The sequence below is a fragment of the Amycolatopsis heterodermiae genome (assembly GCF_034929455.1).
Classification (GTDB): domain Bacteria; phylum Actinomycetota; class Actinomycetes; order Mycobacteriales; family Pseudonocardiaceae; genus Amycolatopsis; species Amycolatopsis heterodermiae.
Genome location: NZ_JAYFSI010000003.1, coordinates 119,675 through 143,521 on the forward strand (window position 1 = coordinate 119,675; position 23,847 = coordinate 143,521).

Here is a 23,847-nt window from a genome sequence, read left to right on the forward strand (position 1 = left end):
CGCACAGCGCGCTGGCGTCCCCCGCCGGGGCGTGTCAGAGGTTCTCAGTGCCTCTCAGGCGGTGACGATGCGGTCGACGAAGCCGTAGGCGAGGGCTTCGTCGGCGTCGAACCAGCGGTCGCGGTCGGCGTCGGCGGTGATCCGTTCGACGGTCTGGCCGGTCTGCTGGGCGGTGAGCTCGGCCATGCGGCGCTTCATCTTCCCGAAGACCTCGGCCTGGATGGCGATGTCGGCGGCGGCGCCGCCGATGCCGGCGGAGGGCTGGTGCATGACGACGCGGGTGTTGGGCAGCAGGTAGCGCTTGCCGGGGGTGCCGGAGGAGAGCAGGAACTGGCCCATGGACGCGACGAAGCCGAGGCCCCAGGTGGAGACGTCGGGTTTGACGAGCTGCATGGTGTCGTAGATGGCCATGCCGGCGGTGACGGAGCCGCCGGGTGAGTTGATGTAGAAGGTGATGTCCTTCGCGGGGTCGTCGGCGGCGAGCAGGAGCAGCTGGGCGACGATGCGGTTGGCGACGTCGTCGGTGACTTCAGTGCCGAGGAAGACGATGCGGTCGCGCAGGAGCTGTTCGTTGACGGAGTCGGTGAAGGACTGGCCGGGTGCCTGCATGTCGGGTACGGCGAGAACGGTCATGGGGCCGACCGTAGGGTGCTGGGGGTGTGGTGGTGATCGTCGTTCGCTGTGGGCGTGCGAGTTTCGCTCCGGGCGATCACCGGGAATGGGGGTGGGGATGCCGTCGATCGAAGAGTTCCCGGTGCCGGGTCAGGGGCCGTACGGGATCGTGACGGGGCCGGACGGGGCGTTGTGGTTCACGCTGGTCCACAGCGGACAGATCGGCCGGTTCGCGGCGGGGGAGGTGTCGGTGTTCCAGCTGGAGCCGGCGTCGACCGGGCCGACGGTGATCGCGCCGGGGCCCGATGGCGCGTTGTGGTTCACGGAGTACCAGGGGAACCGGATCGGGCGGATCACGACCGGCGGTGCGGTGTCGTCGTTCGGGGTGCCGACGCCGTACGGGATCGCGGCGGGTCCCGATGGGGCGCTGTGGTTCACCGAGATCAACGCCGATCGGGTCGGCCGGATCACCGTCGAGGGTGAGGTGACGGAGTTCCCGTTGCCGGTGTCGGGCGCGTTCCCGTCGATGATCACCACGGGGTCCGACGGGGCGTTGTGGTTCACCTTGAACCAGGCGAACGCCATCGGGCGCATCACGACGGACGGCGAGGTCTCGGTGTACCCGGTGCCGACCGAGGCGGCGGCGCCGGTGGGGATCACGGCCGGGCCGGACGGTGCGTTGTGGTTCGTGGAGATCGGGGCCGGGCAGGTGGGCCGGATCGACGTCGACGGCGCTGTCGTGGAGTTCCCGTTGCCGGATCGCGCTTCGCGGCCGCACGCGATCGTCGCGGGTGGGGACGGCGCGTTGTGGGTGACGTTGTGGGGTGCGAACCGGGTCGCGCGGGTCACCGTGGACGGTGGGGTGACGGAGCTGGAGCTGCCGACGCCGGGGTCGGAGCCGCACGGGATCGCCGTGGGGCCGGACGGTGCACTGTGGACGGCGCTGGAGGTCGGGAAGCTCGCGCGGATCCCGTACTGACGCGGAAAGGGCCGCCGTCCACACGGGACGGCGGCCCTTTCACTGCGGGAGATCGGCTCAGATGAGGCCGAGCTTCTGCACGGTGTCGCGCTCCTCGACGAGCTCCGCGACGGAGGCGTCGATGCGGGCGCGGGAGAACTCGTCGATCTCGAGGCCCTGGACGATCTTGTACTCGCCGCCCGCGGCGGTGACCGGGAACGAGGAGATGATGCCCTCGGGGACGCCGTAGGAGCCGTCGGAGACGACCGCGGCGGAGGTCCAGTCGCCGTCGGCGGTGCCGTTGACCCAGGTGTAGACGTGGTCGATGGCGGCGGACGCGGCCGAGGCGGCGGAGGAGAGGCCGCGGGCCTCGATGATGGCCGCGCCGCGCTTGGCGACGGTCGGGATGAAGTCGCTCTCGAGCCAGGCCTGGTCGACGTCGACGCTCTGGCCGGCGACTTCGGCGTGCTGGACCGAGGGGTACTGGGTGGCGGAGTGGTTGCCCCAGATGGCGAGCTTCTTGATCTCGGTGACGGAGACGCCGAGCTTCTTGGAGAGCTGGGCGAGCGCGCGGTTGTGGTCGAGGCGGGTCATCGCGGTGAAGCGGTCGGCCGGCACGTCGGGGGCGTGCGACTGGGCGATGAGGGCGTTGGTGTTGGCCGGGTTGCCGACGACGAGGACCTTGATGTCGGAGGCGGCGCCGGCGTTGATGGCTTCGCCCTGGGGCTTGAAGATGCCGCCGTTGGCCTCGAGGAGGTCGCCGCGCTCCATGCCCTTGCTGCGGGGGCGGGCGCCGACGAGGAGGGCGATGTTGGTGCCTTCGAAGGCCTGCTTGGGGTCGTCGAAGATGTCGATGCCGGCCAGGAGCGGGAAGGCGCCGTCGTCGAGCTCCATGGCGGTGCCCTCGGCCGCCTTGACCGCCTGCGGGATCTCGAGGAGCCGCAGCTTCACCGGGACGTCCTGGCCGAGGAGCTGACCGGACGCGATGCGGAAGAGCAGCGCGTAGCCGATCTGGCCGGCGGCGCCGGTGACGGTCACGTTGACGGGGGCTTGGGTCATAGCGCTACTCCAGCTTGCTTTTGAGACGACTTTGGCTTGTGCCTGGGAGCCTATCCCTCTCCGTGGTGGCCGTACGGGTGCGTCCAGTCACTCTCGCTGGATCGATTCACGGGGCGGGTTCGTCGGTGACGTTGGCGGCGAGGCGGTGCAGGAGGCTGGCCAGGAGGGTGATCTCGTCGTCGGTGAACCCGGTGCGGAGGCGTTTGTCGTGGGCGATGGCGGCGGTGGCGAGCCGGTGGAAGAGCTGCTCGCCCTGGTCGGTGAGTTCGACGAGGTGGACGCGGCGGTTGTCGGGGTCGCGGCGGCGGGTGACGAGGCCGGTGGTCTCCATGCCGTTGAGGTGGTGGGTGAGGGTGGCGCCCTGGATGCCGACGGCGTCGGCGAGTTCGCGCTGGTTGGCGACGGTTCTGGTCTTGAGGGAGATGAGGATCTGCCAGATCGGCTGGGAGCTGCCGGCGGTGGCGAGGGCGTGGTCGAAGGCGCGCGCGGCGGTCTTGGCGGTGCGGGCGAGGACGACGCCGATGGGGGCGGTGGCGGGTGGTGGCACGGGGTGACCGTACCGCAGAAGACGAGAGGTCTAAGCGTTTGACATCGAACGGTTAGACTTCTAACGTTTTCCTCATCAAGTCGCCGACTGGATGGGAGCGGGATCATGAGCAGCACCGAAGAGCAGGTCAAGGCCTTGGGACGCCGCTGGGCGGACGCCGAGGTGCGCGGGGACACCGAGACGCTGGGCGCGCTGGTCACCGACGGGTTCCGGCTGGTCGGGCCGGTCGGGTTCGTGCTGGACCGGCCGCAGTGGCTGGCGCGCTACCGCACCGGCGAGCTGGTCACGAAGTCCCTCGACTGGCACGACGTCGACGTGCGGGAGTTCGGCGGGACGGCGATCGCGATCGGCGTCCACGAGCAGACCGCGTCGTTCAAGGGCACCCCGGCGGACGGCAGGTTCCGGGCCACGCACGTCCTGGTGCGCGAGGACGGCGGCTGGCGGCTGGCCGGCATCCACCTCAGCGCGATCGGCGGGCCGCCGCCGTTCACGCCCGCCGGGAAGGGTGCCGCGTGATGAGCGTGGAACTGAATCACACGATCGTGTGGGCGACCGACCGGGAGGCGTCGGCGGAGTTCCTCGCCGGGATCCTCGGGCTGCCGGTGGGACCGGTGGACGGGCCGTTCCGGCCGCTGCCGGTCGCGAACGGCGTCACGCTGGACTTCGCGACCGCCGAGGGCAAGGTGCACGGGCAGCACTACGCGTTCCTCGTGGGCGACCGGGAGTTCGACGCGGCGCTGTCGCGGCTGCGGGTGGCCGGGGTGGCGTTCTGGGCCGACCCGTTCCACCGGATGCCGGGCGAGATCAACCACGAGGCCGGGGGCCGGGGTGTCTACTTCGCCGACCCCGACGGCCACAACATGGAACTGCTCACGCGAGCCTGAGAGGGGAGTGTCATGCGGTTCAGCATCGGGATCACGGACTTCTCGTGGCCGGACAAGCTCACCGAGGAGCTGGCGGCGGTGACCGTGGCGGCGGAGGACGCCGGCCTGGACACCGTGTGGGTCGCGGACCACCTGCTGCAGGCCGACCCGAACAGTACGGCGGATTCGGCCATGCTCGAGGCGTACACGACCCTGGGGTTCCTGGCCGCGCGGACCAGCAGGGTCGGGCTGGGCACGATGGTGTCGGCGGTGACGTTCCGGCCGCCCGCGCTGCTGATCAAGGCCGTCTCGACGCTGGACGTGCTGTCCGGCGGGCGGGCGCGGTTCGGGATCGGCACCGGGCACCACGACGGCGAGGCGCGGGCAATGGGCCTGCCGTTCCCGCCGGTGGGGGAACGGTTCGAACGGATGGAAGAGACGGTCCAGCTGGCACTGCGGATGTGGGACGGGGACACCTCGCCGTTCGAGGGCACGCACTACCGGCTGGAACGGCCGATCGGCACCCCGCGGCCGGCGCGGCGGCCGAAGCTGCTGATCGGCGGCGCCGGGGAGCGGAAGACGCTGCGGCTGGTCGCGCGGTACGCCGACGCGTGCAACGTCTTCGACGTCCCGGACGGCGGGCGCACGGTCCGGCACAAGCTGGCGGTGCTCGCGCGGCACTGCGAGGAGGCCGGGCGGCCGTACGGGGAGATCGAGAAGACCCTCAGCACGCGGCTCTCGCCCGGGGAGTCGGCGGAGTCGTTCGCTCACCGGTGCACGGATTTCGCCGCGTGGGGCATCGACCACGCGGTCGTGATCACGGCCGGGCCCTGGTCGGTGGCGGGTGTCGAGACGCTGGGGCGGGTCGCGGGCTTACTGGACTGACCGGACGTCGTGGGGGTGATCGTTCCGGGTAAACGGTGATCCACCGGCGCGAAATCGTTTTCCGGATACATTTCCGGTCGCCGGGGAATCAATAGTCTCGGTGGTTGTCGTAATCTGAGCGATTTGCGCGTGCTGGGGCGACTACGCAGTGTTGCTCCGTTTAGCGGGGTTTCGGACCATGATCCTTTCGCTACCATGGTCCGGCCCCGGTCCCCAATCGGATTGTATTGGGAAGGATTCTGATGCTTTCTGCGGTCGTTGCTGCCGTAATGGCGCTGTCCTCTGTGGTGACTCCCCATTCCTGGAACACTCCTCCGCCGCCGGACAAAATTGTCATCGACGTCGTCAACGCGAACGGCACGGGCTGCCCGCTCGGCACGTCGGCGGTGGCGGTCTCGCAGGACAACACGGCGTTCACCGTGACCTACAGCGCCTACACGGCGTTGGTGGGCGTCGGTGCCGGCCCGCTGGACGGGAGGAAGAACTGCCAGATCGGCCTGCGGGTGCACGTCCCGCAGGGGTTCACCTACGGGATCGCCCAGGCCGACTACCGCGGTTTCGCGCACCTGGAACGCGGCGCGACGGGTCTGGAGCGGGCGAACTACTATTTCCAGGGGAATTCGCCGACGGCGTACATCCAGCATCCGCTGACCGGCGCGTTCGAGGACGACTGGCATTTCACCGATTCCACGGAGGTCGGGGCCATCGTGTTCAAGCCGTGCGGTGAGGAACGCAATCTGAACATCAACACGGAATTGCGTGCGGCGGCGGGGACGTCGGATCCGAAGAAGACGACCAGTTTCGTCACGATGGACTCGACCGACGGCAGCATCACCACGACGTACCACTTCGCGTGGCTGGTCTGCCCGTAGCGCACCGATGAGCGGGGCGGCGCGGTCGTCGGGGACCGCGCCGCCCTTCCGGTCATTTCGCGGGGACGCGGGGATCGGTGGCCTCGACGTGGAAGACGCGGCCGAGGGAGACGAGGCCTTCGTCGAGGTGGCTGAGGCTGGAGAGGACGGCGCGGGTTTCGGCCTGTTCGACGCGGTCGGACACCGGGGTGCCGTCGTCGCGCACGAGCGTCCCGGGTGCCGGGCCACCCGGGTCTTCGAGTGCCTTGCGCAGGACGTCGATGTTGGCCAGCAGCCGTCCGGTGAACTGCCGCAGCCGGTCGACGTCGCCGCCGGCGAGCTGGCCGGGCTGGGCGCGTGCGGCGACGTGCCGGGCCCGGAAGGCGATGGTCTCCAGGGTGGTGAGCACGTGCCAGCCGTAGTCGCGGCGGGCGCTGCGGAAGTTGACCGGGTGGGTGAGGGGTTCGATCGTGGTCCGGACCTGCTCGACGGCGCGGTCGAGGTCGCGGGACAGCTCGATGATGTTGACGTTCTCCTCCCCGGCGAGCAGGCCCTCGGCGTGTTCGAGGAACTCGGCGAGCTCGTCGAGGACCTCGGTGATGTCGTCGAGCATGACCGAGCGGGTGCGGACCGGGACGATGACGATCGCGGCGAGGATGCCGGCGGCGGCGCCCACGGCGGTCTCGGCGACGCGGATCCAGAGGACCGCGAAGCTGAACGTGCCGAGCAGGCTGTAGAGCAGGCCCAGCATGCTGGTGACGAAGAACGCCATCACGACCTGCGAGACGCGTGCGGTGTAGACCATCCCGAACACGCAGACCAGGATCAGGGCGAGCGTGGCCGGGGTGCTGCCGGCGACCAGGAAGGCGAGCAGGACGCCGCCGAAGATGCCGATCAGGGTGCCGCCGAGGCGGCGGACGCCCTTGACGAAGGTGGCGCCGGCGCTGGAGGCGCCGATGAAGACGACGAACACCGTGAGCACGGCCCAGTACCAGCGCTGGTGGGACACGAGTTCCCCGCCGAGCACGGCGAGCCCGCCGCCGACGACGGCCTGGATGGCGCTGCGGGTCTGGTTGTCGTAGGCGAACCGCGGTGTCGGTTCGTCGTCCTCGTCGAGGGGGTCGGCCGTGGTTTCGGGGACGGCGGCACGCTGGGCGCGGTCGTCGGCCAGGGCCAGCTCGGCCAGCGCCTTCCGGACGCCGTCGCCCGGGGCGGCGTGCTCGTCGATGCGGCTGCCTTCGACGAGCATCCGGCTGTACTCGCCGGTCTGGCTGATGAGCGGCAGTTCGCGCGGGTCGCGTTCCATGAGGGCGCGGAAGCGGGCGAGCCGGGCGATGAGGTCGTCGCGGACCTCGGCGGTCAGCTCGTCGGAACAGGTGCGCTGCACGGTGCTGGTGAGCCAGCCGACGGCCAGCTCGACCTCGATGGCGCGGCGGCGCAGCACGTCGGCGGCGCGGGCGTCGACGACGTCGGGTGCGGCGTCCTCGATGAGCAGGACACACTCGTGGAGCCGGCTGATCGAGCGGCGCAGCTGCTTGCGGGTGCGTTCGCTCCCGTTCACCGCGAGGTAGGCCTCGGTGGCGCGGACGACCTCGGCGAGCCGGGCGCGGAAAGCACGGCGTACCCGGAGGAACTCCGCCTCGGGATTGTGGCGCAGCAGCACGAACCGGACGAGGGCGTTGGCCAGCACCCCGACGACGAGCGCGAGCAGCAGCTGCGGGACCTGCTTGAGGTGGGTCTGCAGGAACATCGGGAAGAAGAACAGGAAGAACCCGATTGAGCCGAGCGCGGTGCCACGGGGGCCGAAGCGCTGGGCGTAGACCGCGACGAAGATCAGCATGACGAAGACGATGCTGTCCATCGGCGGCAGCGCCGAGCCGAGGCTGGCGACGGTGATCGACGCTGCCCCGGTCAGGAACGCGAGGCCGAGGGTGATCGCCTGGCCGCCGGGGGTGGCGTCGTTGACGGTGAACGCCGTCATCATCGCGGCGATGGCGCCCACCAGCATCACGGTGAGCGGCAGGTGCACCGGGAGCAGCGCGCCGACGGCCAGGATGATGCCGAGGACCGCGGAGCCGGCCAGGCGCAGCCGGACCAGGCCGGGGTCGGCCGCCGCGAACCGGTCGAGCACGGCGGTGCGGAAGCGGTTCATCGGGCGAGCAGCTCCCATTGGGCGAGGGTGGCCCGGCGGCCGCGGGCGGCGGTGACCCGCAGGCGGTAGCGCGCGTGCGCGGCCGGGGTGGCGAGGACGAACGGGCGGGTCTGGCGGCGCCAGCGGAACAGCACCTCGGTGCGTTCGTCGAGGGTGGTCCAGTCGGTGCCGTTGTCCGAGCCTTCCAGCATCCAGGCGCTCGGGTCGCCGCCGCGGGTGCCGGAGGTCAGCGTGTACATCGTGACCTCGCGGGGCTCGCCGGTGACCGTGAACTCGATCGACGGGGTGGCGCTCCGGAAGGTGGCCTGGGTGCCGGTGGTGTCGTCGAACAGGGCGTCGACACGGGTGCCGTCGGCGCTGGTCGCGGTGCCGGTGAGGTCGGTGATCGGCTCCGGCTGCTCGGCTTCCGGCGGCGAGGCGCCCCAGGTCGTCGGCTCGGTGGTGAGGTCGAAGACGAGTTCGGCGCCGCCGGCGAGGGTGGTGTGGGAGATCGTCGTGGACTCGTGCGGTTCGCCGTCGACGGTCAGGCCGCGGACGTAGACCGTCTCCTCGGTGTTGCCGGGCGCGTGGACGACGAGCTCCTTGCCCTCGCCCAGGTGCACGGTCACCTTCTCGAACAGCGGTGAGCCGATCGCGTACCGCGGGCTGCCGACGGCCAGCGGGTAGAACCCCAGCGCGCTGAAGACGTACCAGGCGGACATCTCGCCGTTGTCCTCGTCGCCGGGGTACCCCTGGCCCAGCTCGCTGCCGAGGTAGAGCCGCCGCAGCACCTCGCGCACGACGCGCTGGGCCTTCGCGGGCGCGCCGGCGAGGTTGTAGATGTAGGGGATGTGGTGCGAGGGCTGGTTGGAGTGGCCGTACTGGCCCATCCGGACGTCGCGGGCCTCGGTCATCTCGTGGATCAGCCCGCCGTACGCGCCGGGCCGCCGGCCGGTCTCCGGGGTCGCGAAGAACTCGTCGAGCTTGGCTTCGAGACCTTCATTGCCGCCGTGCAGCGCGGCCAGGCCGGGGCCGTCGTGCGGGGCGGTGAAGGCGGTGTTCCAGGCGTTGGTCTCGACGAAGTCGCCGCCCCACGCCGCCGGGTCGTACCCCTCGGGGGCGAACTTGCGGCTGCCGTCGCGCTTGCGGCCCTGGAAGAAGCCGATCTTCGGGTCGAAGTGGTGGACGTAGTGCTTCGCGCGCTCGCGGAAGTAGGCGGCGTACTCGGCGTACATCCGCGCTCGCGGCCCTTCGCTCTCCCGGGCGAGGGCGTCGGACAGGTTGGCGAGGCCGAAGTCGTTGACGCAGCCCTCCAGCGCCCAGGACAGTCCTTCGTGGACGGACGTCGGCGTGTAGCCGAGGAAGATCGACTGGTCGAGGCCCTTGCGGCCGACCGCGCGGTGCGGCGGGGTGACCGTGGCGTTCTTCAGCCCGGCGTCGTAGGCGGCCTCGACGTCGAAGTTCCGGACGCCCTTGAGGTAGGCGTCGGCGAACGCGACGTCGGAGCTGGTGCCCGTCATCAGGTCCGCGTACCCCGGGGACGACCACCGGGAGATCCAGCCGCCTTCGCGGTACTGCTGGACGAACCCGTCGATCATCCGGCCGCAGTGGGCCGGGGTGAGCAGCGCGTACGCCGGCCAGGTGGTGCGGTAGGTGTCCCAGAAGCCGTTGTTGACGAACATCTCGCCGTCCACGACCTTCGCGCCGGTGCGCCGCCGCGTGCTCGGCCACCGGCGGCCGAGCACCGGGCTCGCGTGCCGGATCCCCTTCGGCGTGTTCTCGTGCGCGCTGTTCGGGTACAGGAACAGCCGGTAGAGGTTCGAGTAGAGCGTGGTCCGCTGGTCCTCGTTCGCGCCCTCGACCTCGATCCGGCCGAGCTGCTCCCGCCACAGCTCCCGCGCCTGCGACCGGACCTGCTCGAACGTCGTCCCGGCGGGGATCTCCAGCTCGAGGTTGCGCTTGGCCTGGGCGAGGCTGATCAGCGACGTCGCGATCCGCAGCGTCACCTCGGGCCCGTCGAACTCGAAGTAGCCCGAGACGCGCCGCCACGGCCGGCGGTACTTGGCGCCGCGCGTGGCCGGGGCGTCGGTCCGGGCGTAGACGAACATCCGGCGCGCGCCGGCCGACAGGCGGCTGCGGACCCAGGTGTGGCCGGTGACGACCCCAGTGTCGGCGTTGAGGCGGAGGCCGCCGCGGAGGCCGACGTTGTCGAACAGCAGCCAGCCGTGCTTGTCGGGGAAGGTGAACCGCATGATCGCCGCGTGGTCGGCCGGGGCGAGGTCCGCGGTCATCCCGTTGGCGAAGCGGACGCCGTAGTGGAACGGCGAGTCGGTCTCGTCGTCGTGGGAGAAGGCCAGCGCGCGCTTGCGGCGGTCGGGCTGGACCGGGCCGGTGCCAGGCATGACGTGGAAGGTGTGCCGGTCGCCCATCCACGGGCTCGGCTGGTGGCTCAGCGCCAGCGCCTGCAGCGCCGGGCGGTTCCGGTCGTCGTTGTGGCGGTGGTAGGAGTAGATCCAGTTGGTGACCTTCGCGTCGGTGACCGGGGTCCAGAAGTTGAACCCGTGCGGGACGGCCGTCGCCGGGAAGTTGTTTCCCCGGGAGTAGTCACCGCTGGAGTGCGAACCGCGGGTTGTCCGGACCAGGTCGACGGGCTCGCGCGGCGCCTCGGCCCGCTCGCCGACGCGGACGTCGTCGACCCAGCCGGTGATCTCGCCCTCCGGCGCCGCGGTGAGGAGCACGATCCGGCTGATCCGGCGCCCGGCGAACGCCCCGAGCGGGCGGCGGACGAGGTTCCACTGGTCCACCCAGAGCGTCTTGTCGTCCACCGGGGCGAACCCGGCCGACGTGCCGTCGGCGAACTCGACGTCCAGGCTCACCCAGGTGGCGTGGTAGGCCGGGATCTCGCCGTCGGACTGCGGGAAGACCACATAGGACAGCTCGGTGCGGCCGGTGACGGCCACGTCGAGTTCGAACAGGACACTGCGCGGCCGCTCGCTGTAGCGCAGGGCGCGGGCCCCGGTGAAGCCGACTCCGGTCTTGGCCGTGGGGGAGCGGTCCGGGCCGCTGTCGACCCGCAGCGCGGGGTCCGCGGGCTGCGGCTCACCGGTTTCGAAGGACGAGAAGAACACGGCGTCGGGCATGCGCCCACCGTATCCGCCGATCGGCGTAGCGTGTGGCCCGGCAGACTCGGACGTGGGGGGAGGCGGCGGTGAGCACGCACACCGTCCGGCACGAGGGTGCCGAACTCACCTACGACCTGCGGGGCTCCGGCCCGCTCCTGCTCCTGATCGCCGGACAGGGCGGCGAGGGCGCCCGCTTCGCCGGCCTGGCGCGGCAGCTGGCGGACGAGTTCACCGTGCTGACCTACGACCGCCGCGGCACCGGGCGTAGCGCCGGCCGCGACACCGACTTCGACATGGCCCAGCAGGCCCGCGACGCCGCCGCGGTCATCCACTCCGCCCGCCCCGCCGCCGCGCGGGCGGCGGTGTTCGGCCAGGGCGGCGGCGGCTCGATCGCGTTCGAACTGGCCGCGCACCTGCCCGACGTCGTCGCGGAGCTGGTCGTCCACGAAGCACCGAGCATCCCGCTGCTGCCGGACGCCCCGCAGCGCCTGGCGTTCGCCCGCGAGATCCGGGCCACCTACGAGAGCCGGGGCGCGGCGGCGGCACTGGCGCTGTGGGGCGCGTCCCCGGCCGACTTCCCCCGCCCCGAGGCCGCCGACCACTTCCTGCGCCGTGAGTTCCTGCCGATCGCGTGGCACCACCCGGACCTGGACGCGGTCCGCCGCACCGGCATCCCGGTGGTCACGGCCACCGGCGCCGTCAGCCGCGAGGAGTACTACACCCGCGGCGCCCGGGTCCAGGCCGAGCACCTGGCCTGCCGCTGCGTCGAGTTCCCCGGCGACCACTTCGGTTTCGTCGCCGAACCGGCCCTCTTCGCCGACGTGCTCACCAAGGAGCTGACCGGCCTGCGCCGCGCCTGATCACGCCGAACGCCGTCGCCGCCCAGGCGATCGACGGCGCCGGGGAACAGATCGGGAACTGACACCCGCTTCAGCCCGGCCGCCCGCCGAACCGCCAGGCGTGGACCTCGATCGCGGCGTAGTGGCCTGCGGTGAGGACGGCTCGCGCGGTGTCCGGGTCCGGGGCCCGCAGCAGCGCCGCCGTGCCCAGCCACGCGGTGGCGTCGTCGGACAGCAGCGGCCCGTACGCGATCAGCTCGTCCCGCCCGGGCGGGACGTCGAGGTCGGCCGGTTCCCCGGCGCCGAAGCCGAGCACCAGGTACCGGTGACCGCCGGTGCGGCCGCCCGGGAAGTCCCACATCGTGCGGCCCAGCGTGTTGCGCCAGCGGCGCACCAGCACGTCCCGGTACACCCCGGCCTGGTACCCGGGCTCGTCGAAGGCGAACGCCCGGGCGGCCGCCGGATCCGGCAGGTCGACGACGTGCACGCTGCCGGTGGGTGTGTCCCCGTCCACCGTCGGGCCGCGGGCGATCATCGGGAACCGGTCCATGTAGGACCAGTGCGCCGTCAGCAGTTCCCCGCGCAACCCCGCCGACCCGGGCCGGTCCCGGTGGTAGCAGAAGAACTCCATCCCACCTCCGAACAGCGTGAAGGCCTCCCGCCGGGCGGCGGGAGGCCTTCACGAAACTACTCAGGAACTAGATCTTCGCGCACTGACCGGCGGACGGGCCGCGGACGGTGTTCGGGAGGTCGTAGTCCGTCGGGGCGGGCGAGTTGATCGCGCAGGCCAGCGGGCCGCCGATGGTGCTCGACGTGAGCACCGGCCCGTGGTTGGCGGTCAGCGCGACCGGGCCGCCGACCGTCGTCAGCTCGATCGACACCTGCCCGGTCACCCCGGTGATCGCCACCGGGCCGTCCACCTTGGTGCGGTTGAGCACGACCTGGGCGGCACCCGTCGCGGCGAGCGGGCCCTTGATCTCACCGCCGCGGACGATCAGCGAAGCGCCGCCGCCCACGGTGACCGGACCCGACACCGTCGCGTCCTGCAGGCACACCGTGCCACTCGAGACGTTGAGCGGCCCGGAAGACGCACCGGTGATCGTCTTAGTGCAGGAGGCGTCCGGCTTGCCCAGCAACTCGAACTCGGCCAGCTGCGCCGGGGCGCCGGTGCTGGTCGCGGTGACTTCGAGCTTGTAGTAGGCGTAGTGCGCCGGGTTGGCCACCTTGAACGCGCGGGTCTGCTGCCGCCAGGCGAAACTCTGGTTCGTCTGCTGGTCCGCGACCGCCCACGTCTTGCCGTCGTAGGAACCCTTCAGCGTCCAGCTCTTCGGGTCACCCGCACCGGTCTGGGACGTCAGCGTGTAGTGGCTGACGGCCTCGTCGGTGGAGTTGAGCTGGTACTGCACGGCCCCGGTGACGGCGGCCTGGGTGCGCGAGGTGTTGTCGAGCAGCGCACCCGCGTTCGAGCCGTCCGAAGTGGACAGCGTGCCCCTGCCGTCGCCGGTTTCGTCGTGCAGCGGGGTCGGGACGGCGTTGTCCTTGGTGATCGACGCCGGGGCGTCGTTCGGGCCGGTGCCCCACTTCGACGGGTTCGGGCCCATGTCGAAGTCGATGACCCCACCGCGGGAGATGACGTCCTGCGGCAGCGACGTGGAGCTGTACGCCTTGCCGTTGACCTTCACACCCTGGACGTAGACGTTCTTCGCGCTGTTCTTCGGCGCGTTGATCACCAGGTTCTTGCCGCCGGCCAGGTGGATCGTCGCCTTCTTGAACAGCGGCGACCCGATCGCGTAGTTCGGGCTGCCCATCTGCAGCGGGTAGAAGCCCAGCGCGCTGAAGATGTACCACGCGGACATCTCGCCGTTGTCCTCGTCGCCGGCGTAGCCCTGGCCGATCTCGGCACCGTTGTAGAGCCGCGAGAGCGCCTCACGGACCTTCGCCTGCGTCTTCGACGGCTGACCCGCGTAGTCGTACATGTAGAGCAGGTGGTGCGCCGGCTGGTTGGAGTGGCCGTACTGGCCCATCCGCACGTCCCGCGCCTCCCGCATCTCGTGGATCACGCCGCCGTAGGAACCCGGGTAGTTGGCGGTCTCCTGGTCGGCGAAGAACTGGTCCAGCTTGTTCGCCAGGCCCGCCTGACCGCCGTAGAGGTTCGCCAGGCCCTTGCCGTCCTGCGGCACGGTGAACGCCATGCCCCAGCCGTCGGTCTCGGTGTAGTCACCACCCCACGAGCGCGGGTCGTACTGGTCCTTCGTCTTGGTGAACTTGCCGTTCGCGTCCTTGCCCTGGAAGAACCCGACGCTCGGGTCGTACAGGTTCACGTACTGCTGGGCGCGGCTGGTGAAGTACTCGTAGTTCTCCTGGTACTCCGCCTTGCGCGGGTCGTTCGGCGCGGCTTCGTCGGCCAGCTTCTTCGACAGGTTGGCGATGCCGAAGTCGTTGACGTACCCCTCGATCGCCCACGAGAAGCCCTCGCTGGCGGTGTTGGGGGTGTAGCCGAGGAAGATGCCCTGGTCCAGACCCTTGCGGCCGACCGCCGAGTTCGGCGGCGTCACCGTGGCGTTCTTCAGCGCCGCGTCGTAGGCCGACTTGACGTCGAAGTTCTTGACGCCCTTGAGGTAGGCGTCGGCGAACGCGACGTCCGAGCTGGTGCCGGTCATCAGGTCCGCGTAACCGGGGGAGGACCAGCGTGCGATCCAGCCGCCGTCGCGGTACTGCTGCACGAACCCGTCGACCATCTTCCCGGCCATGTCCGGCGTGAGCAGCGAGTACGCCGGCCAGGTCGTGCGGTAGGTGTCCCAGAACCCGTTGTTGACGTACATCTGGCCGTCGACCACCTTCGACCCGGTCTGGGTCGCGGTGTCCGTGCCGGTCTTCGGCGACACGGGGCTCGCGTACTTGTACGCGGGCTTGTCGGCGGTGCCGGTGTTCTCGGCCTGGGTGTTCGGGTACAGGAACAGCCGGTAGAGGTTCGAGTAGAGCGTCGTGAGCTGGTCCTTCGACGCACCCTCGACCTCGATCACCTTCAGCTGGTCGTCCCACGCCTTCTGCGCGGCGTCGCGCACGGTGTCGAACGTCGCGGCCGGCGCGATCTCCATCGCCAGGTTCTTCTTCGCCTGGTCGACGCTGATCAGCGACGTCGCGATCTTCATGTTCACCGTCTTGTCGGCACCGGCGTCGAACCGCAGGTACCCGGTGACGTTGTCGCGGCCCTGACCGGTCAGCTTGCCCCCGGCCGTGACGGGCTTGTCGAACGTCGCGTAGACGAACATCCGGCCCGCACCGGCGTACACGTTGGTCTCGGTGTAGCCCGAGAGCGTGCCGGTGGCGGGGTCGAGCGTGAGCCCGGCCGAGTTGTTGACGCTGTCGAAGATCAGGCTCGAGTCCGCGCCCGGGAACGAGAACTTCATCATCGCCGCGTGGTCGGTCGGCGCGATCTCGGTCTTGATCCCGTTCTGGAACTGCACCCCGTAGTAGTGCGCCCGCGCGACCTCGTCGCTGTGCTTGAAGGCCAGCGCCCGCGCGTCGCGGTTGGCGTCGGGCACCCCGGCGGCCGCGGACGGCATCACCTGGAACGCCTGCCGGTCACCCATCCACGGGCTCGGCTCGTGGCTCACGCTGAACGCCTGCAGCTGCGGCAGGTTCTGCGCGTTGTTCTGGGTGCTGTAGTTGTAGAGCCAGCTGCCCGAGCCGGCGTCGGTGACCGGGGTCCAGAAGTTGAACCCGTGCGGCACCGCCGTGGCCGGGAAGTTGTTGCCCCGGGAGAACGTGCTGTTGGCCATCGTGCCCCGCGTGGTGACCACGTTGTCGCTCGGGCGGGCGCTCGCGGGCGGGGTCGGGGTCGCCGACACCTTCACGTCGTCCAGCCAGCCCTGCAGCGAACCCGGGCCGTTCGGGTTGTCGTACCCGACGAGGATCCGGTCGATGGTCTTGCCCTTGGCGACCTGCCCGATCGCCGAGCGCACCAGGTTCCACTGGTTGGCGTAGAGCACCTTCGAGGCGCCCTGGCCCTCCGGGGTCAGCGGGAAGCCGTACTGGTCGGTCGCGCCGAGGTTGCGCAGGTACGTGCCGTCGGTGAAGGCCAGGTCGATCGCGACGTTCGTGCTCGGGTACTTCAGGTCGCCGGTGATGAACTGCGGCTGCACCTTGTACGACAGCTCGGTCGAAGCCACGACCGGCACGTTCACGTCGAAGATCTTGTTGTACGACCAGCCGTGCCCGGCCTCGGTCTGGCTGCCCGAGTAGCGGAACGCCTTGAGACCGGTGAAGCCCACGCGGTTCTTGTTCGTGTAACCGCTGGTCGGGCCGGAGTCGACGAAGCTGCGCATGTTCGGCAGCGGCGGCGGTGCCGGGTCGTCGTTGGCCAGCAGCAGCTCCGACAGCTGCAGGATCGGCCCGCCGTTGTTGGCCGTGACGTTCAGCCGGAAGTACTTGTACGCCGCGGTCGGCGCGGCCAGCTTGTAGTCCTTCTGCTGGAACCGCGCGCTGAACGCCTGCCCGGCCTGCTTGTCCAGGTCGGTCCAGGCGAGGGCGTCGTTCGAGCCCTGCAGCGTCCAGTCCTTGGGGTCGCGCTCGTCGAAGTCGTTGGCCGACGACAGCGCGTAGTGTGTGATCGAGGTGGGTTCCGACAGCGAGATCTGCGCCCACGCGGTCGGGTCCCAGGACAGCCACTTGGTGTCGGTGGTGCCGTCGACGAGGTTCGACACCACCTCGCCGCCGTCGGTGTTCTCACTGCTCGCGCTGGTCTCGGTGACCTTGCCGCGGATGTCACCCGGGATCGCGGTGCCGTTCGCGCCGTTGACGCCGAACGCGCGGGGCTTGCCCGCCGCGTCGGTGTCCACGGTGTCGGTCCACGTCGGCTGGGTGTCACCGGCCTCGAACGAGGAGGAGAAGTCGGCGGGGAGGGCGTCCTCGGCGGCGTACGCGGCCGCCGGGAGGGCGACCAGGCCGGCGGCGACCACGGTGGCGGCCAGCATCATGGCGACCGGTGGTCTGGCGCTTCGGGGCATCATTGCTCCAAGCTCTGGAGGGATGAACAAGGGCACCGCGCGGGCGGGGAACCTGGCGGCGCCCAGGAAGACAAACGCGCGGGTGACATCGATGTCAAGACCGGTCGGCAAACCTGGCCAGAACTGGACAACCGAGGGAACGGAGACCAGATGAGACGCGTCCGGACCATCGGCGCGATCGCGGCACTCGCGCTGGCCACCACCGGATTCGCCTCCGCGGCCGCCACCACCGACGACCCCGCCGTCCGGCCGGACGCGACCGCGACCGCCCCGGCCGTCGCCGATTCGCCCGTCCGGCCGATCACCGCCTGCGGCGACCTGGTCCGCGGGTTCACCCTGCCGGGCGCCGGGACGCACGTCACCGCGGCCGCCGTCGTCCCCGCGACCGACACCGACCCCGAGTACTGCGGCGTCCAGGGCTACGTCGAACCCGCCGTCCGGTTCGAGCTGCGGCTGCCCACCCGGACCTACGCCGGGCGGTACCTGCAGTACGGCTGCGGCGGCTTCTGCGGCGTCGTCACCCCACCCGTCCTCGCCGACTGCGGCCTGCCCCACGGTGGCGACGTCGCGGTCGCCGCCACCGACGACGGGCACGTCGGACGCACCCCCGGCGTCGTCGACGACGGCCGCTGGGGCGCGCACGACCAAGCCGCCCGCGACGACTTCGAGTTCCGCGCCTCGCACGTCGTCGCCCGCGCCTCCAAGGCGATCATCCAGGCCTTCTACGGCGCGCCCCCGAGGAAGTCCTACTTCAGCGGCTGCTCCGACGGCGGCCGCGAAGCCCTCCAGCTGGCCCAGCGCTACCCCGCGGACTTCGACGGCATCGTCGCCGGCGCCCCGGCCGGCTACTGGAGCCCGCTGCTCGAGTTCCAGACCTGGCTGGCGCGGGTCAACACCGCCGCCGACGGATCGCCGATCCTCACCGCGGCGAAACTGCCCGCACTGCACAGCGCCGTCCTCGCCACCTGCGACCGCCTCGACGGCCTCACCGACGGCCAGCTCGACGACCCCCGCGCCTGCCGCTTCGACCCGGCCGCGCTGACCTGCGCCGGACCCGACACCCCGGCGTGCCTCACCCCGGCCCAGGTCACCGCCACCCGCAAGCTCTACTCACCGCCCACCGACCCGCGGGGCACCCTGCTCTACCCCGGCGGCGAGCCGAAGGGCTCGGAGCTGTCCTGGGCCGGGTGGATCATCGGCCTGCCCCAGACCGGCGGCGTCTCCTTCGCCCGCAGCCTCGCCGACAACTACCTCCGCTACCTCGGCTACCCGATCGGCGCGCCCGCCTCCACCGTCGACACCTTCGCCTTCACCCGGAGCGAGTTCGACCGGCTCACCCCGGTCGGCGTCCGCTACAACGCCATGAGCACCGACCTCTCGGCGTTCCGGCAGCGCGGCGGCAAGCTCGTGCTCTGGCACGGCTGGGCCGACGAGGCCATCCCGCCGTCCGGCACGCTCGACTACTACCAGCGGCTCACCCACGGGGTCGGCCAGGACTGGGCGCGGCTGTTCATGGTCCCGTCGCTCTACCACTGCGGCGGCGGCACCACGCTCACCGAGTTCGACCCGCTGCGCGACCTGGTCGCCTGGGTCGAACGCGGCACCGCCCCGGCCCGCATCACGGCGACCGGCCGGGACGACGCCGGCAACGTCACCCGCACCCGCCCGGTGTTCCCGTACCCGCTGCGCGCGGTCTACGACGGCACCGGCAGCGTCGACGACGCCGCGAACTTCCACGCCGCGCCGCCCGTGTCGCCGGTCCGGGACGTCACCAACTTCCGCCAGCCCCCGCCGGTTTCCCCGTTCCGGGACGTCGTCGACTGGGCCGGGAACGCCCTCTACGGCCTGCCGGGGCCGGTCGCGCCGTAAAGCGGTCATGTGGGCCCGGGGTCGTCGCTAAGGTCGTGATCATGACCCCGACGCCGCCGGAGCCCGCCGACCGTGTCCTGTCCCGCGCCTCCCTCGCCGAAGGCAGCCCGACCGCATGGTTCGAGCAGCTCTACACCGCCGCTTCCCGCGGTGAGGCGAAGGTGCCGTGGACCCGCGGCAAGCCGAACGCGGCGCTCGCCGACTGGCTGCGTCCCGGCGAAGGCCGCCGCGCGCTCGTCGTGGGCAGCGCCCTCGGCGACGACGCCGAACTGCTCGCCTCGGCCGGCTGGGCGGTGACGGCGTTCGACGTCGCCCCGACCGCCGTCGAGGCCGCCCGTACCCGCTTCCCGGAGTCCTCGGTGGCTTACGTGGTGGCCGATCTGCTGGACCCGCCGGGGGAGTGGCACCAGGCGTTCGACCTGGTGGTGGAGATCATCAACATCCAGGCGATGCCCCGCGACTTCCGCGCGGCGGCGATCACCTCCCTGGCCGGCTTCCTCGCGCCCGGCGGGACGGCACTGGTGTCGGAGGTGGCGGAGGAGAACGTGGCCCCGGAGCCGGGCCCGCCGTGGCCGTTCAGCCGCGCGGAGATCGAGTCGGTCGCCCAGGGCGGCGTACGGCTGGTCAGCCTGGAGACCATCCACGACGGCCTCCGCTACTGGGCCACCTTCACCCGGTAACGTGCCCGGCCCGGCCGCGACTCAAGGGGCATGTGGGCCGTCATCGGAGTCTGGGACATCGCGCCGGAGAAGCTCGACGAGCTGCGCGCCCAGGTGCCGCTCATGGCTTCGAGCAAGGTCGGCACGCCGGGGTTCGTCCACGGGACCTGGACCCTCGACGGCCACATGATCCAGGTCTACGCCGACGAAGCGAACGCGCGCCGCTACCACGACGACATGCTCGCCCGGGGGTTCACCGACCAGCCCGGGGTGCGGTGCGTCGTGTGGGCCGTGGCCGAGGTCGGCGCGGAGTCCCAGGTCTAACAGCTCTCCAGGAAACGGGTGAGCACCCGTGTCCCGAAGTGCAGGCCCTCCACCGGCACCCGCTCGTCCACTCCGTGCGCCATCGCGCGGTACGGGAAGCCCGCCGGCAGCCACAGCGGTGCGAAGCCGTAGTTCGCGATCCCCAGCTGGGCGAACGCCTTCGCGTCGGTGCCGCCGCCCATGCAGTACGGCACCACCACCGCCTCGGGGTCTTCGGCCTGCAGAGCGGCAGCCATCGAGGAGAACCACGGCGAGTCCACCGGGGCCTGCACCGGCGGCTGGTGCGCGACGAACTCCCGCGTGACGCCCTCGCCGAGCAGCTCGTCCAGCGCCGCGAACAACGCCTCCTCGGTGCCCGGCAGCACCCGGACGTCGACCTGCGCGGTCGCCGTCGACGGGATCACGTTCACCTTGTAGCCCGCGTCCAGCATCGTCGGGGTGGTGCTGTTGCGGACGGTTGGTACCACCAGCGACCCCGCCGGGCCCAGCGCCGCGACCGTCGCGTCCACATCGGACAGATCCACCGAGACGCCCAGCGCCGCGCCCGTCCGTTCGAGAAACGCCTGGACCGTCGGCGTCAGGGACACCGGCCAGCGGTGTGCCGCGATCCGGTGCAACGCGCCCACCAACCGGGTGACGGCGTTCTCGTCGTTGGGGCGCGAGCCGTGCCCGGCCCGGCCACGCGCGGTCAGCCGCAGGTGCGCCGTCCCGCGCTCGGCCGTCCCGACCGGGTAGAGGTGCACGATCCGGCCGTCCGCGGTCGGCACGTGGTAGGTGTAGCCGCCCGACTCGCTGATCGCCGCCGCACAGCCTTCGAACAGCTCGGGATGCCTGGCCACCAGCCAGTGCGCGCCGTAGTCCCCGCGGTCCTCCTCGTCGGCGACGAACGCCAGCACCACGTCACGCCGCGGCCGCACCCCGCCGGCCAGCGCCGCGAGCACCATCGCGACGAAGTCCTTCATGTCGGTCGCGCCGCGGCCCCACAGGAACCCGTCGCGGACCTCACCGGAGAACGGCGGCACCGACCAGTCCGCGGCGTCCGCCGGGACGACGTCCAGGTGCCCCTGCACCAGCAGCGCCGGCAACGACGGATCGGTGCCCACGACCCGCGCGATCACACTGGCCCGGCCGGGCGCGGCCTCGTAGATCTTCGACGGGATGCCGAGCCCGTCCAGGAACGCGGCGACGTACTCCGCCGCCGGCCGCTCCGGCGAAGCGTCGCCCCCGCCGCGGTTGGTGGTGTCGAACCGGATCAGGTCCGCGCAGAGCTCGACGACGTCAGCCATAGATGCCCTGCACCGCCCCCGCCGCGATCGCCGTCACGACCTTGAACGCCTTCATCGCCTCGGTCATCGTCGCCGCGTCGAACCCGACGCGGCGCACGCCGATCTGCTCCACCGTCGGGATCACCGCCGTCGCCTGGGCCAGGTGGCTCGCGTCGAACTCCACCTCGATCCGGTGCGGCCCCACGCGGCGCTCGAGCCGGCCGGCCTGCGCCATCGCGTCGGCCGCCGCGGTGGTCAGCAGCTCCGCAGTGCGCGCAGGCGGCAGGCAGATCGCCGCGTACCGGCTGACGCACTCCTTCACCTGGACCAGCTCCGCGTCCGGTGCGTAATCACGCGCGTCTTCACACGTTTCGTCGTCACCCGAAACGAGCAGGACAGGCACGCCGTACTCCGCGGCCATCGCCGCGTTCAACCGGCCCTCGCTCGCCGGGACGTCGTCCAGCCACACCCCGGTGATCTGGTTCTCCAGGTACGTGTGGGAAAGCACCCCGTCGAACCCCGCACCGGCGTGGTAACCGAGGAAGACGACACCGTCCACACCGGAGTCGACACCCTGCATCATCGACAGCGGCTTGTGCCGCCCGGTCAGCATTCGCGCCCGCGGATCGAGGTCCTCCAGCAGCAGGTTCCGCTGCGAGGAATGGGCCTCGTTCACCAGAACATCGCTGGCCCCGGCCTCGAACAGCCCGGCGAGCACCGCGTTGACGTCGCCGGTGAACAGCCGCCGGAAGCGGTCCCACGGCGGCGAACCGGGCACGACGTCGTCGGTCCAGGTGACGCCGGTGGCGCCCTCCATGTCCGCCGAGATCATGATGCGCATGCGGGGCACTCTAACCAGCCCGCGCGACCCGCGAGCACCGAATCCCACCCGCCGAATGTCACGCTGAGTGACAATTGTCCGGTCGATAACGATCGGACACCTGCCGAGGCGGCAACATATTGCGCGGTTGTCCGGGTATGTGGTTACTTCTCGTCCTTGGGGAGGCTCACAGCGAGACGATGGGGTGGTTTTTGGTGCATTTCCACGGCAGAGTCGGCCGGTTCGGCCGCGTGGCGGCGGTACTGGCCGCGGCGGCACTGGCGGCGATTCCGCTCGCCGCACCCGCGCAGGCGCAGCAGGGCAAGGTGCTCCGGGTCGCCCTGACCACCGGCATCGACCACCTGAACCCGTTCACCGCGTCGCTGGCCGCGTCCACCCAGGTCGGCCGCTTCGTCTACGAGTTCCTCACCATCCCCTCGGCCGAGACCGCGCAGGCCTCGCCCGCGCTCGCCGAGTCGTGGACGCCCTCGCCGGACAAGCTGACCTGGACGTTCAAGATCCGCTCCGGTGCCAAGTGGAGCGACGGGCAGCCGGTCACGGCCAAGGACGCCGCGTTCACGTTCAACCGGATGCTGACCGACGAGAACGCCCGCACCGCCAACGGCAGCTACGTGACCAACTTCGACACGGTCACCGCGCCCGACGACACCACGCTGGTCATCAAGACCAAGACCGTGCAGTCGGACATGAACCTGCTCGACGTCCCGATCGTCCCCGAGCACGTCTGGGCGCCGATCAAGGACCTCAACGACCCCAAGACCGACGACATCTCGGTCGTCGGCGTCGGTGACGGGCCCTACCAGCTCACCGAGTACAAGCAGAACGAGTACGTGAAGTTCAAGGCCAACAAGAACTACTGGCGCGGCGCGCCCAAGGTCGACGAACTGCAGCTGCTCATCTTCAAGGACGCCGAGGCCGCGGTGAACGCGCTGCGCCAGGGCGAGGTCGACGTCATCAACCGGCTCACCCCGACCCAGTTCGACTCGCTCAACGGCCAGCCGAACATCGCGACCAACGCCGCCCCCAGCCGCCGCTACGACGAGATCAGCCTCAACTTCGGCGTCCAGAACAACCAGAACCAGCCGATCGGCAACGGCAACCCGGCGCTCAAGGACATCCGGCTGCGCAAGGCGATCGTCCAGGCCATCGACAAGCAGACGATCGTCGACCGCGTCGCCGGCGGCCACGCCGAGCTCGGCACCGGCATCGTCCCGCCGATCTACAAGGCGTACCACTGGGAGCCCCAGGGCGCCGAGCAGGTCAAGTTCGACACGGCCGCCGCCAACACCGCGCTCGATCAGGCCGGCTACGTCAAGGGCGGCGACGGCGTCCGCACCGCCCCCGGCGGCGCCAAGCTCGAGCTGCGCCTGACCGGTCACTCGAACCGGCCCTACGACCAGCGCCTCGCGCAGTACGTCTCGGGCTGGCTCAAGGACATCGGCATCACGGTCAAGCAGGAGCTCGTCTCCGACGACGAGCTCAACGACCGCACCACCGCGGGCAACTACGACCTGGCCATCTCCGGCTACGCCACCAACCCGGACCCGGACTCCGCACTGCAGCTGCACACCTGCGCGGCCCGGCCGAACGCCCAGGGCAAGGGCGCCACGACCGACACGTTCTTCTGCGACCCCGAGTTCGACGCCCTGCGCGCCAAGCAGCTCACCGAGACCGACGACGCCCAGCGCGCCACCACGGTGAAGCAGGCCCAGGCCCGGCTGGCCAGCCAGGCCGTCAACGTCGTGCTCGACTACCAGAACGCGCTCGAGGCCTACCGCTCCGACAAGTTCTCCGGCTTCACCACCCAGCCGCAGCCCAAGGGCGCGATCCTCGAGCAGTCCGGCTACTGGGGCGTCTACGGCGCCACCCCGGCTGGCACCGAGGCCACGGCCGACTCCGGCAGCAGCGGCACGGTCGTGTGGATCGTCGTCGGCGTCATCGTCGTGGTGATCGTGGTCGGCGGCCTGGTGATCATCAGCCGCCGCAACAAGACCTCCGAAGACCGCGAGTAAC

General features: G+C 70.9%; 19 protein-coding genes. 10 read left to right on the forward strand and 9 right to left on the reverse strand.

From position 1 onward, the window contains the following. Positions 1 to 54: 54 nt before the first annotated feature. Positions 55 to 633 (reverse strand): ClpP family protease, encoded by a 579-nt coding sequence (locus tag VA596_RS16450; RefSeq protein WP_323327973.1) that lies wholly within the window; start codon positions 631 to 633, stop codon positions 55 to 57. 97 nt (positions 634 to 730) lie between these two features. Between VA596_RS16450 and VA596_RS16455 the strand changes: the two genes are divergently transcribed. Further along, on the forward strand, positions 731 to 1,591 hold the full coding sequence (locus tag VA596_RS16455; protein ID WP_323327975.1) for a Vgb family protein: 861 nt from the start codon (positions 731 to 733) through the stop codon (positions 1,589 to 1,591). 57 nt (positions 1,592 to 1,648) lie between these two features. Here VA596_RS16455 and VA596_RS16460 read toward each other — a convergent pair whose 3' ends face one another. After that, positions 1,649 to 2,629 carry a malate dehydrogenase gene (locus VA596_RS16460; RefSeq protein ID WP_323327978.1) on the reverse strand — a complete coding sequence of 327 codons (981 nt, stop codon included), beginning with the start codon at positions 2,627 to 2,629 and terminating at the stop codon, positions 1,649 to 1,651. Positions 2,630 to 2,735: 106 nt separating this feature from the next. Further along, entirely contained in the window at positions 2,736 to 3,176 is a 441-nt protein-coding gene (locus VA596_RS16465) for a MarR family winged helix-turn-helix transcriptional regulator (protein ID WP_323327981.1), read from the reverse strand. A gap of 105 nt (positions 3,177 to 3,281) precedes the next feature. Here VA596_RS16465 and VA596_RS16470 point away from each other — a divergent pair, with 105 nt between their 5' ends. The 4 genes from VA596_RS16470 to VA596_RS16485 all read left to right on the forward strand — a co-directional run bounded on the left by VA596_RS16470 (position 3,282) and on the right by VA596_RS16485 (position 5,796). After that, positions 3,282 to 3,692: a nuclear transport factor 2 family protein gene (locus VA596_RS16470; RefSeq protein ID WP_323327983.1), complete on the forward strand. Its 411-nt coding sequence runs from the start codon at positions 3,282 to 3,284 to the stop codon at positions 3,690 to 3,692. After that, positions 3,692 to 4,060: a VOC family protein gene (locus tag VA596_RS16475; protein ID WP_323327985.1), complete on the forward strand. Its 369-nt coding sequence runs from the start codon at positions 3,692 to 3,694 to the stop codon at positions 4,058 to 4,060. The genes VA596_RS16470 and VA596_RS16475 overlap by 1 nt, the downstream gene beginning before the upstream one ends. Positions 4,061 to 4,072: 12 nt before the next feature. Continuing rightward, on the forward strand, positions 4,073 to 4,924 hold the full coding sequence (locus tag VA596_RS16480) for an LLM class F420-dependent oxidoreductase (RefSeq protein ID WP_323327987.1): 852 nt from the start codon (positions 4,073 to 4,075) through the stop codon (positions 4,922 to 4,924). 242 nt (positions 4,925 to 5,166) lie between these two features. Then, positions 5,167 to 5,796 (forward strand): DUF4360 domain-containing protein, encoded by a 630-nt coding sequence (locus VA596_RS16485; RefSeq protein WP_323327989.1) that lies wholly within the window; start codon positions 5,167 to 5,169, stop codon positions 5,794 to 5,796. 52 nt (positions 5,797 to 5,848) lie between these two features. Here VA596_RS16485 and VA596_RS16490 read toward each other — a convergent pair whose 3' ends face one another. Further along, the gene (locus VA596_RS16490) at positions 5,849 to 7,927 is read right to left on the reverse strand and encodes an FUSC family protein (RefSeq protein WP_323328858.1); all 2,079 of its coding nucleotides are present in this window, start codon (positions 7,925 to 7,927) and stop codon (positions 5,849 to 5,851) included. Further along, positions 7,924 to 11,046 (reverse strand): GH92 family glycosyl hydrolase, encoded by a 3,123-nt coding sequence (locus VA596_RS16495; RefSeq protein WP_323327991.1) that lies wholly within the window; start codon positions 11,044 to 11,046, stop codon positions 7,924 to 7,926. Before VA596_RS16495 ends, VA596_RS16490 begins: the two co-directional genes overlap by 4 nt. Positions 11,047 to 11,114: 68 nt before the next feature. On the opposite strand from VA596_RS16495, the gene VA596_RS16500 reads away from it, so the two are divergent. Continuing rightward, on the forward strand, positions 11,115 to 11,888 hold the full coding sequence (locus VA596_RS16500) for an alpha/beta fold hydrolase (RefSeq protein WP_323327993.1): 774 nt from the start codon (positions 11,115 to 11,117) through the stop codon (positions 11,886 to 11,888). A gap of 70 nt (positions 11,889 to 11,958) precedes the next feature. On the opposite strand, the gene VA596_RS16505 is transcribed toward VA596_RS16500, so the two are convergent. Continuing rightward, entirely contained in the window at positions 11,959 to 12,498 is a 540-nt protein-coding gene (locus VA596_RS16505; RefSeq protein WP_323327995.1) for a YciI family protein, read from the reverse strand. Between the two features lie 67 nt (positions 12,499 to 12,565). After that, positions 12,566 to 16,876, reverse strand: a complete 4,311-nt coding sequence (locus VA596_RS16510; protein ID WP_323328859.1) for a GH92 family glycosyl hydrolase — start codon at positions 16,874 to 16,876, stop codon at positions 12,566 to 12,568. 150 nt (positions 16,877 to 17,026) lie between these two features. Between VA596_RS16510 and VA596_RS16515 the strand changes: the two genes are divergently transcribed. Genes VA596_RS16515 through VA596_RS16525 form a run of 3 tightly spaced genes read left to right on the forward strand, consistent with a single transcriptional unit; the run spans position 17,027 to position 19,728 of the window. Beyond that, a complete protein-coding gene (locus VA596_RS16515) occupies positions 17,027 to 18,745 on the forward strand; it encodes a tannase/feruloyl esterase family alpha/beta hydrolase (RefSeq protein WP_323327997.1) in 1,719 nt (572 codons plus the stop codon). A 41-nt stretch (positions 18,746 to 18,786) separates the two neighbouring features. Then, positions 18,787 to 19,425 carry a class I SAM-dependent methyltransferase gene (locus VA596_RS16520; RefSeq protein WP_323327999.1) on the forward strand — a complete coding sequence of 213 codons (639 nt, stop codon included), beginning with the start codon at positions 18,787 to 18,789 and terminating at the stop codon, positions 19,423 to 19,425. A gap of 30 nt (positions 19,426 to 19,455) precedes the next feature. Further along, complete coding sequence (locus tag VA596_RS16525; RefSeq protein ID WP_323328001.1) at positions 19,456 to 19,728, forward strand: hypothetical protein; 273 nt, start codon at positions 19,456 to 19,458, stop codon at positions 19,726 to 19,728. Here the strand turns inward: VA596_RS16525 and VA596_RS16530 are convergent. Together VA596_RS16530 and VA596_RS16535 are read right to left on the reverse strand one after the other, a co-directional pair. Next, positions 19,725 to 21,014 (reverse strand): M20/M25/M40 family metallo-hydrolase, encoded by a 1,290-nt coding sequence (locus VA596_RS16530; protein ID WP_323328003.1) that lies wholly within the window; start codon positions 21,012 to 21,014, stop codon positions 19,725 to 19,727. The two genes, VA596_RS16525 and VA596_RS16530, sit on opposite strands and share 4 nt — an antisense overlap. Further along, positions 21,007 to 21,834, reverse strand: a complete 828-nt coding sequence (locus VA596_RS16535) for a M55 family metallopeptidase (RefSeq protein WP_323328005.1) — start codon at positions 21,832 to 21,834, stop codon at positions 21,007 to 21,009. The genes VA596_RS16530 and VA596_RS16535 overlap by 8 nt, the downstream gene beginning before the upstream one ends. A 179-nt stretch (positions 21,835 to 22,013) precedes the next feature. Here VA596_RS16535 and VA596_RS16540 point away from each other — a divergent pair, with 179 nt between their 5' ends. Then, positions 22,014 to 23,846: an ABC transporter substrate-binding protein gene (locus tag VA596_RS16540; RefSeq protein ID WP_323328007.1), complete on the forward strand. Its 1,833-nt coding sequence runs from the start codon at positions 22,014 to 22,016 to the stop codon at positions 23,844 to 23,846. Position 23,847 lies beyond the last annotated feature (1 nt).

What these genes read in the sequence shown, in the direction of transcription:
- VA596_RS16520 (WP_323327999.1), top strand. Translation starts at nt 18,787, where the DNA reads ATGACCCCGACGCCGCCGGAGCCCGCCGACCGTGTCCTGTCCCGCGCC.
- VA596_RS16475 (WP_323327985.1), top strand. Translation starts at nt 3,692, where the DNA reads ATGAGCGTGGAACTGAATCACACGATCGTGTGGGCGACCGACCGGGAG.
- VA596_RS16515 (WP_323327997.1), top strand. Translation starts at nt 17,027, where the DNA reads ATGAGACGCGTCCGGACCATCGGCGCGATCGCGGCACTCGCGCTGGCC.
- VA596_RS16470 (WP_323327983.1), top strand. Translation starts at nt 3,282, where the DNA reads ATGAGCAGCACCGAAGAGCAGGTCAAGGCCTTGGGACGCCGCTGGGCG.
- VA596_RS16485 (WP_323327989.1), top strand. Translation starts at nt 5,167, where the DNA reads ATGCTTTCTGCGGTCGTTGCTGCCGTAATGGCGCTGTCCTCTGTGGTG.
- VA596_RS16530 (WP_323328003.1), bottom strand. Translation starts at nt 21,014, where the DNA reads ATGGCTGACGTCGTCGAGCTCTGCGCGGACCTGATCCGGTTCGACACC.
- VA596_RS16460 (WP_323327978.1), bottom strand. Translation starts at nt 2,629, where the DNA reads ATGACCCAAGCCCCCGTCAACGTGACCGTCACCGGCGCCGCCGGCCAG.
- VA596_RS16480 (WP_323327987.1), top strand. Translation starts at nt 4,073, where the DNA reads ATGCGGTTCAGCATCGGGATCACGGACTTCTCGTGGCCGGACAAGCTC.
- VA596_RS16540 (WP_323328007.1), top strand. Translation starts at nt 22,014, where the DNA reads ATGGGGTGGTTTTTGGTGCATTTCCACGGCAGAGTCGGCCGGTTCGGC.
- VA596_RS16455 (WP_323327975.1), top strand. Translation starts at nt 731, where the DNA reads ATGCCGTCGATCGAAGAGTTCCCGGTGCCGGGTCAGGGGCCGTACGGG.
- VA596_RS16495 (WP_323327991.1), bottom strand. Translation starts at nt 11,046, where the DNA reads ATGCCCGACGCCGTGTTCTTCTCGTCCTTCGAAACCGGTGAGCCGCAG.
- VA596_RS16525 (WP_323328001.1), top strand. Translation starts at nt 19,456, where the DNA reads ATGTGGGCCGTCATCGGAGTCTGGGACATCGCGCCGGAGAAGCTCGAC.
- VA596_RS16535 (WP_323328005.1), bottom strand. Translation starts at nt 21,834, where the DNA reads ATGCGCATCATGATCTCGGCGGACATGGAGGGCGCCACCGGCGTCACC.
- VA596_RS16450 (WP_323327973.1), bottom strand. Translation starts at nt 633, where the DNA reads ATGACCGTTCTCGCCGTACCCGACATGCAGGCACCCGGCCAGTCCTTC.
- VA596_RS16510 (WP_323328859.1), bottom strand. Translation starts at nt 16,876, where the DNA reads ATGCCCCGAAGCGCCAGACCACCGGTCGCCATGATGCTGGCCGCCACC.
- VA596_RS16490 (WP_323328858.1), bottom strand. Translation starts at nt 7,927, where the DNA reads ATGAACCGCTTCCGCACCGCCGTGCTCGACCGGTTCGCGGCGGCCGAC.
- VA596_RS16505 (WP_323327995.1), bottom strand. Translation starts at nt 12,498, where the DNA reads ATGGAGTTCTTCTGCTACCACCGGGACCGGCCCGGGTCGGCGGGGTTG.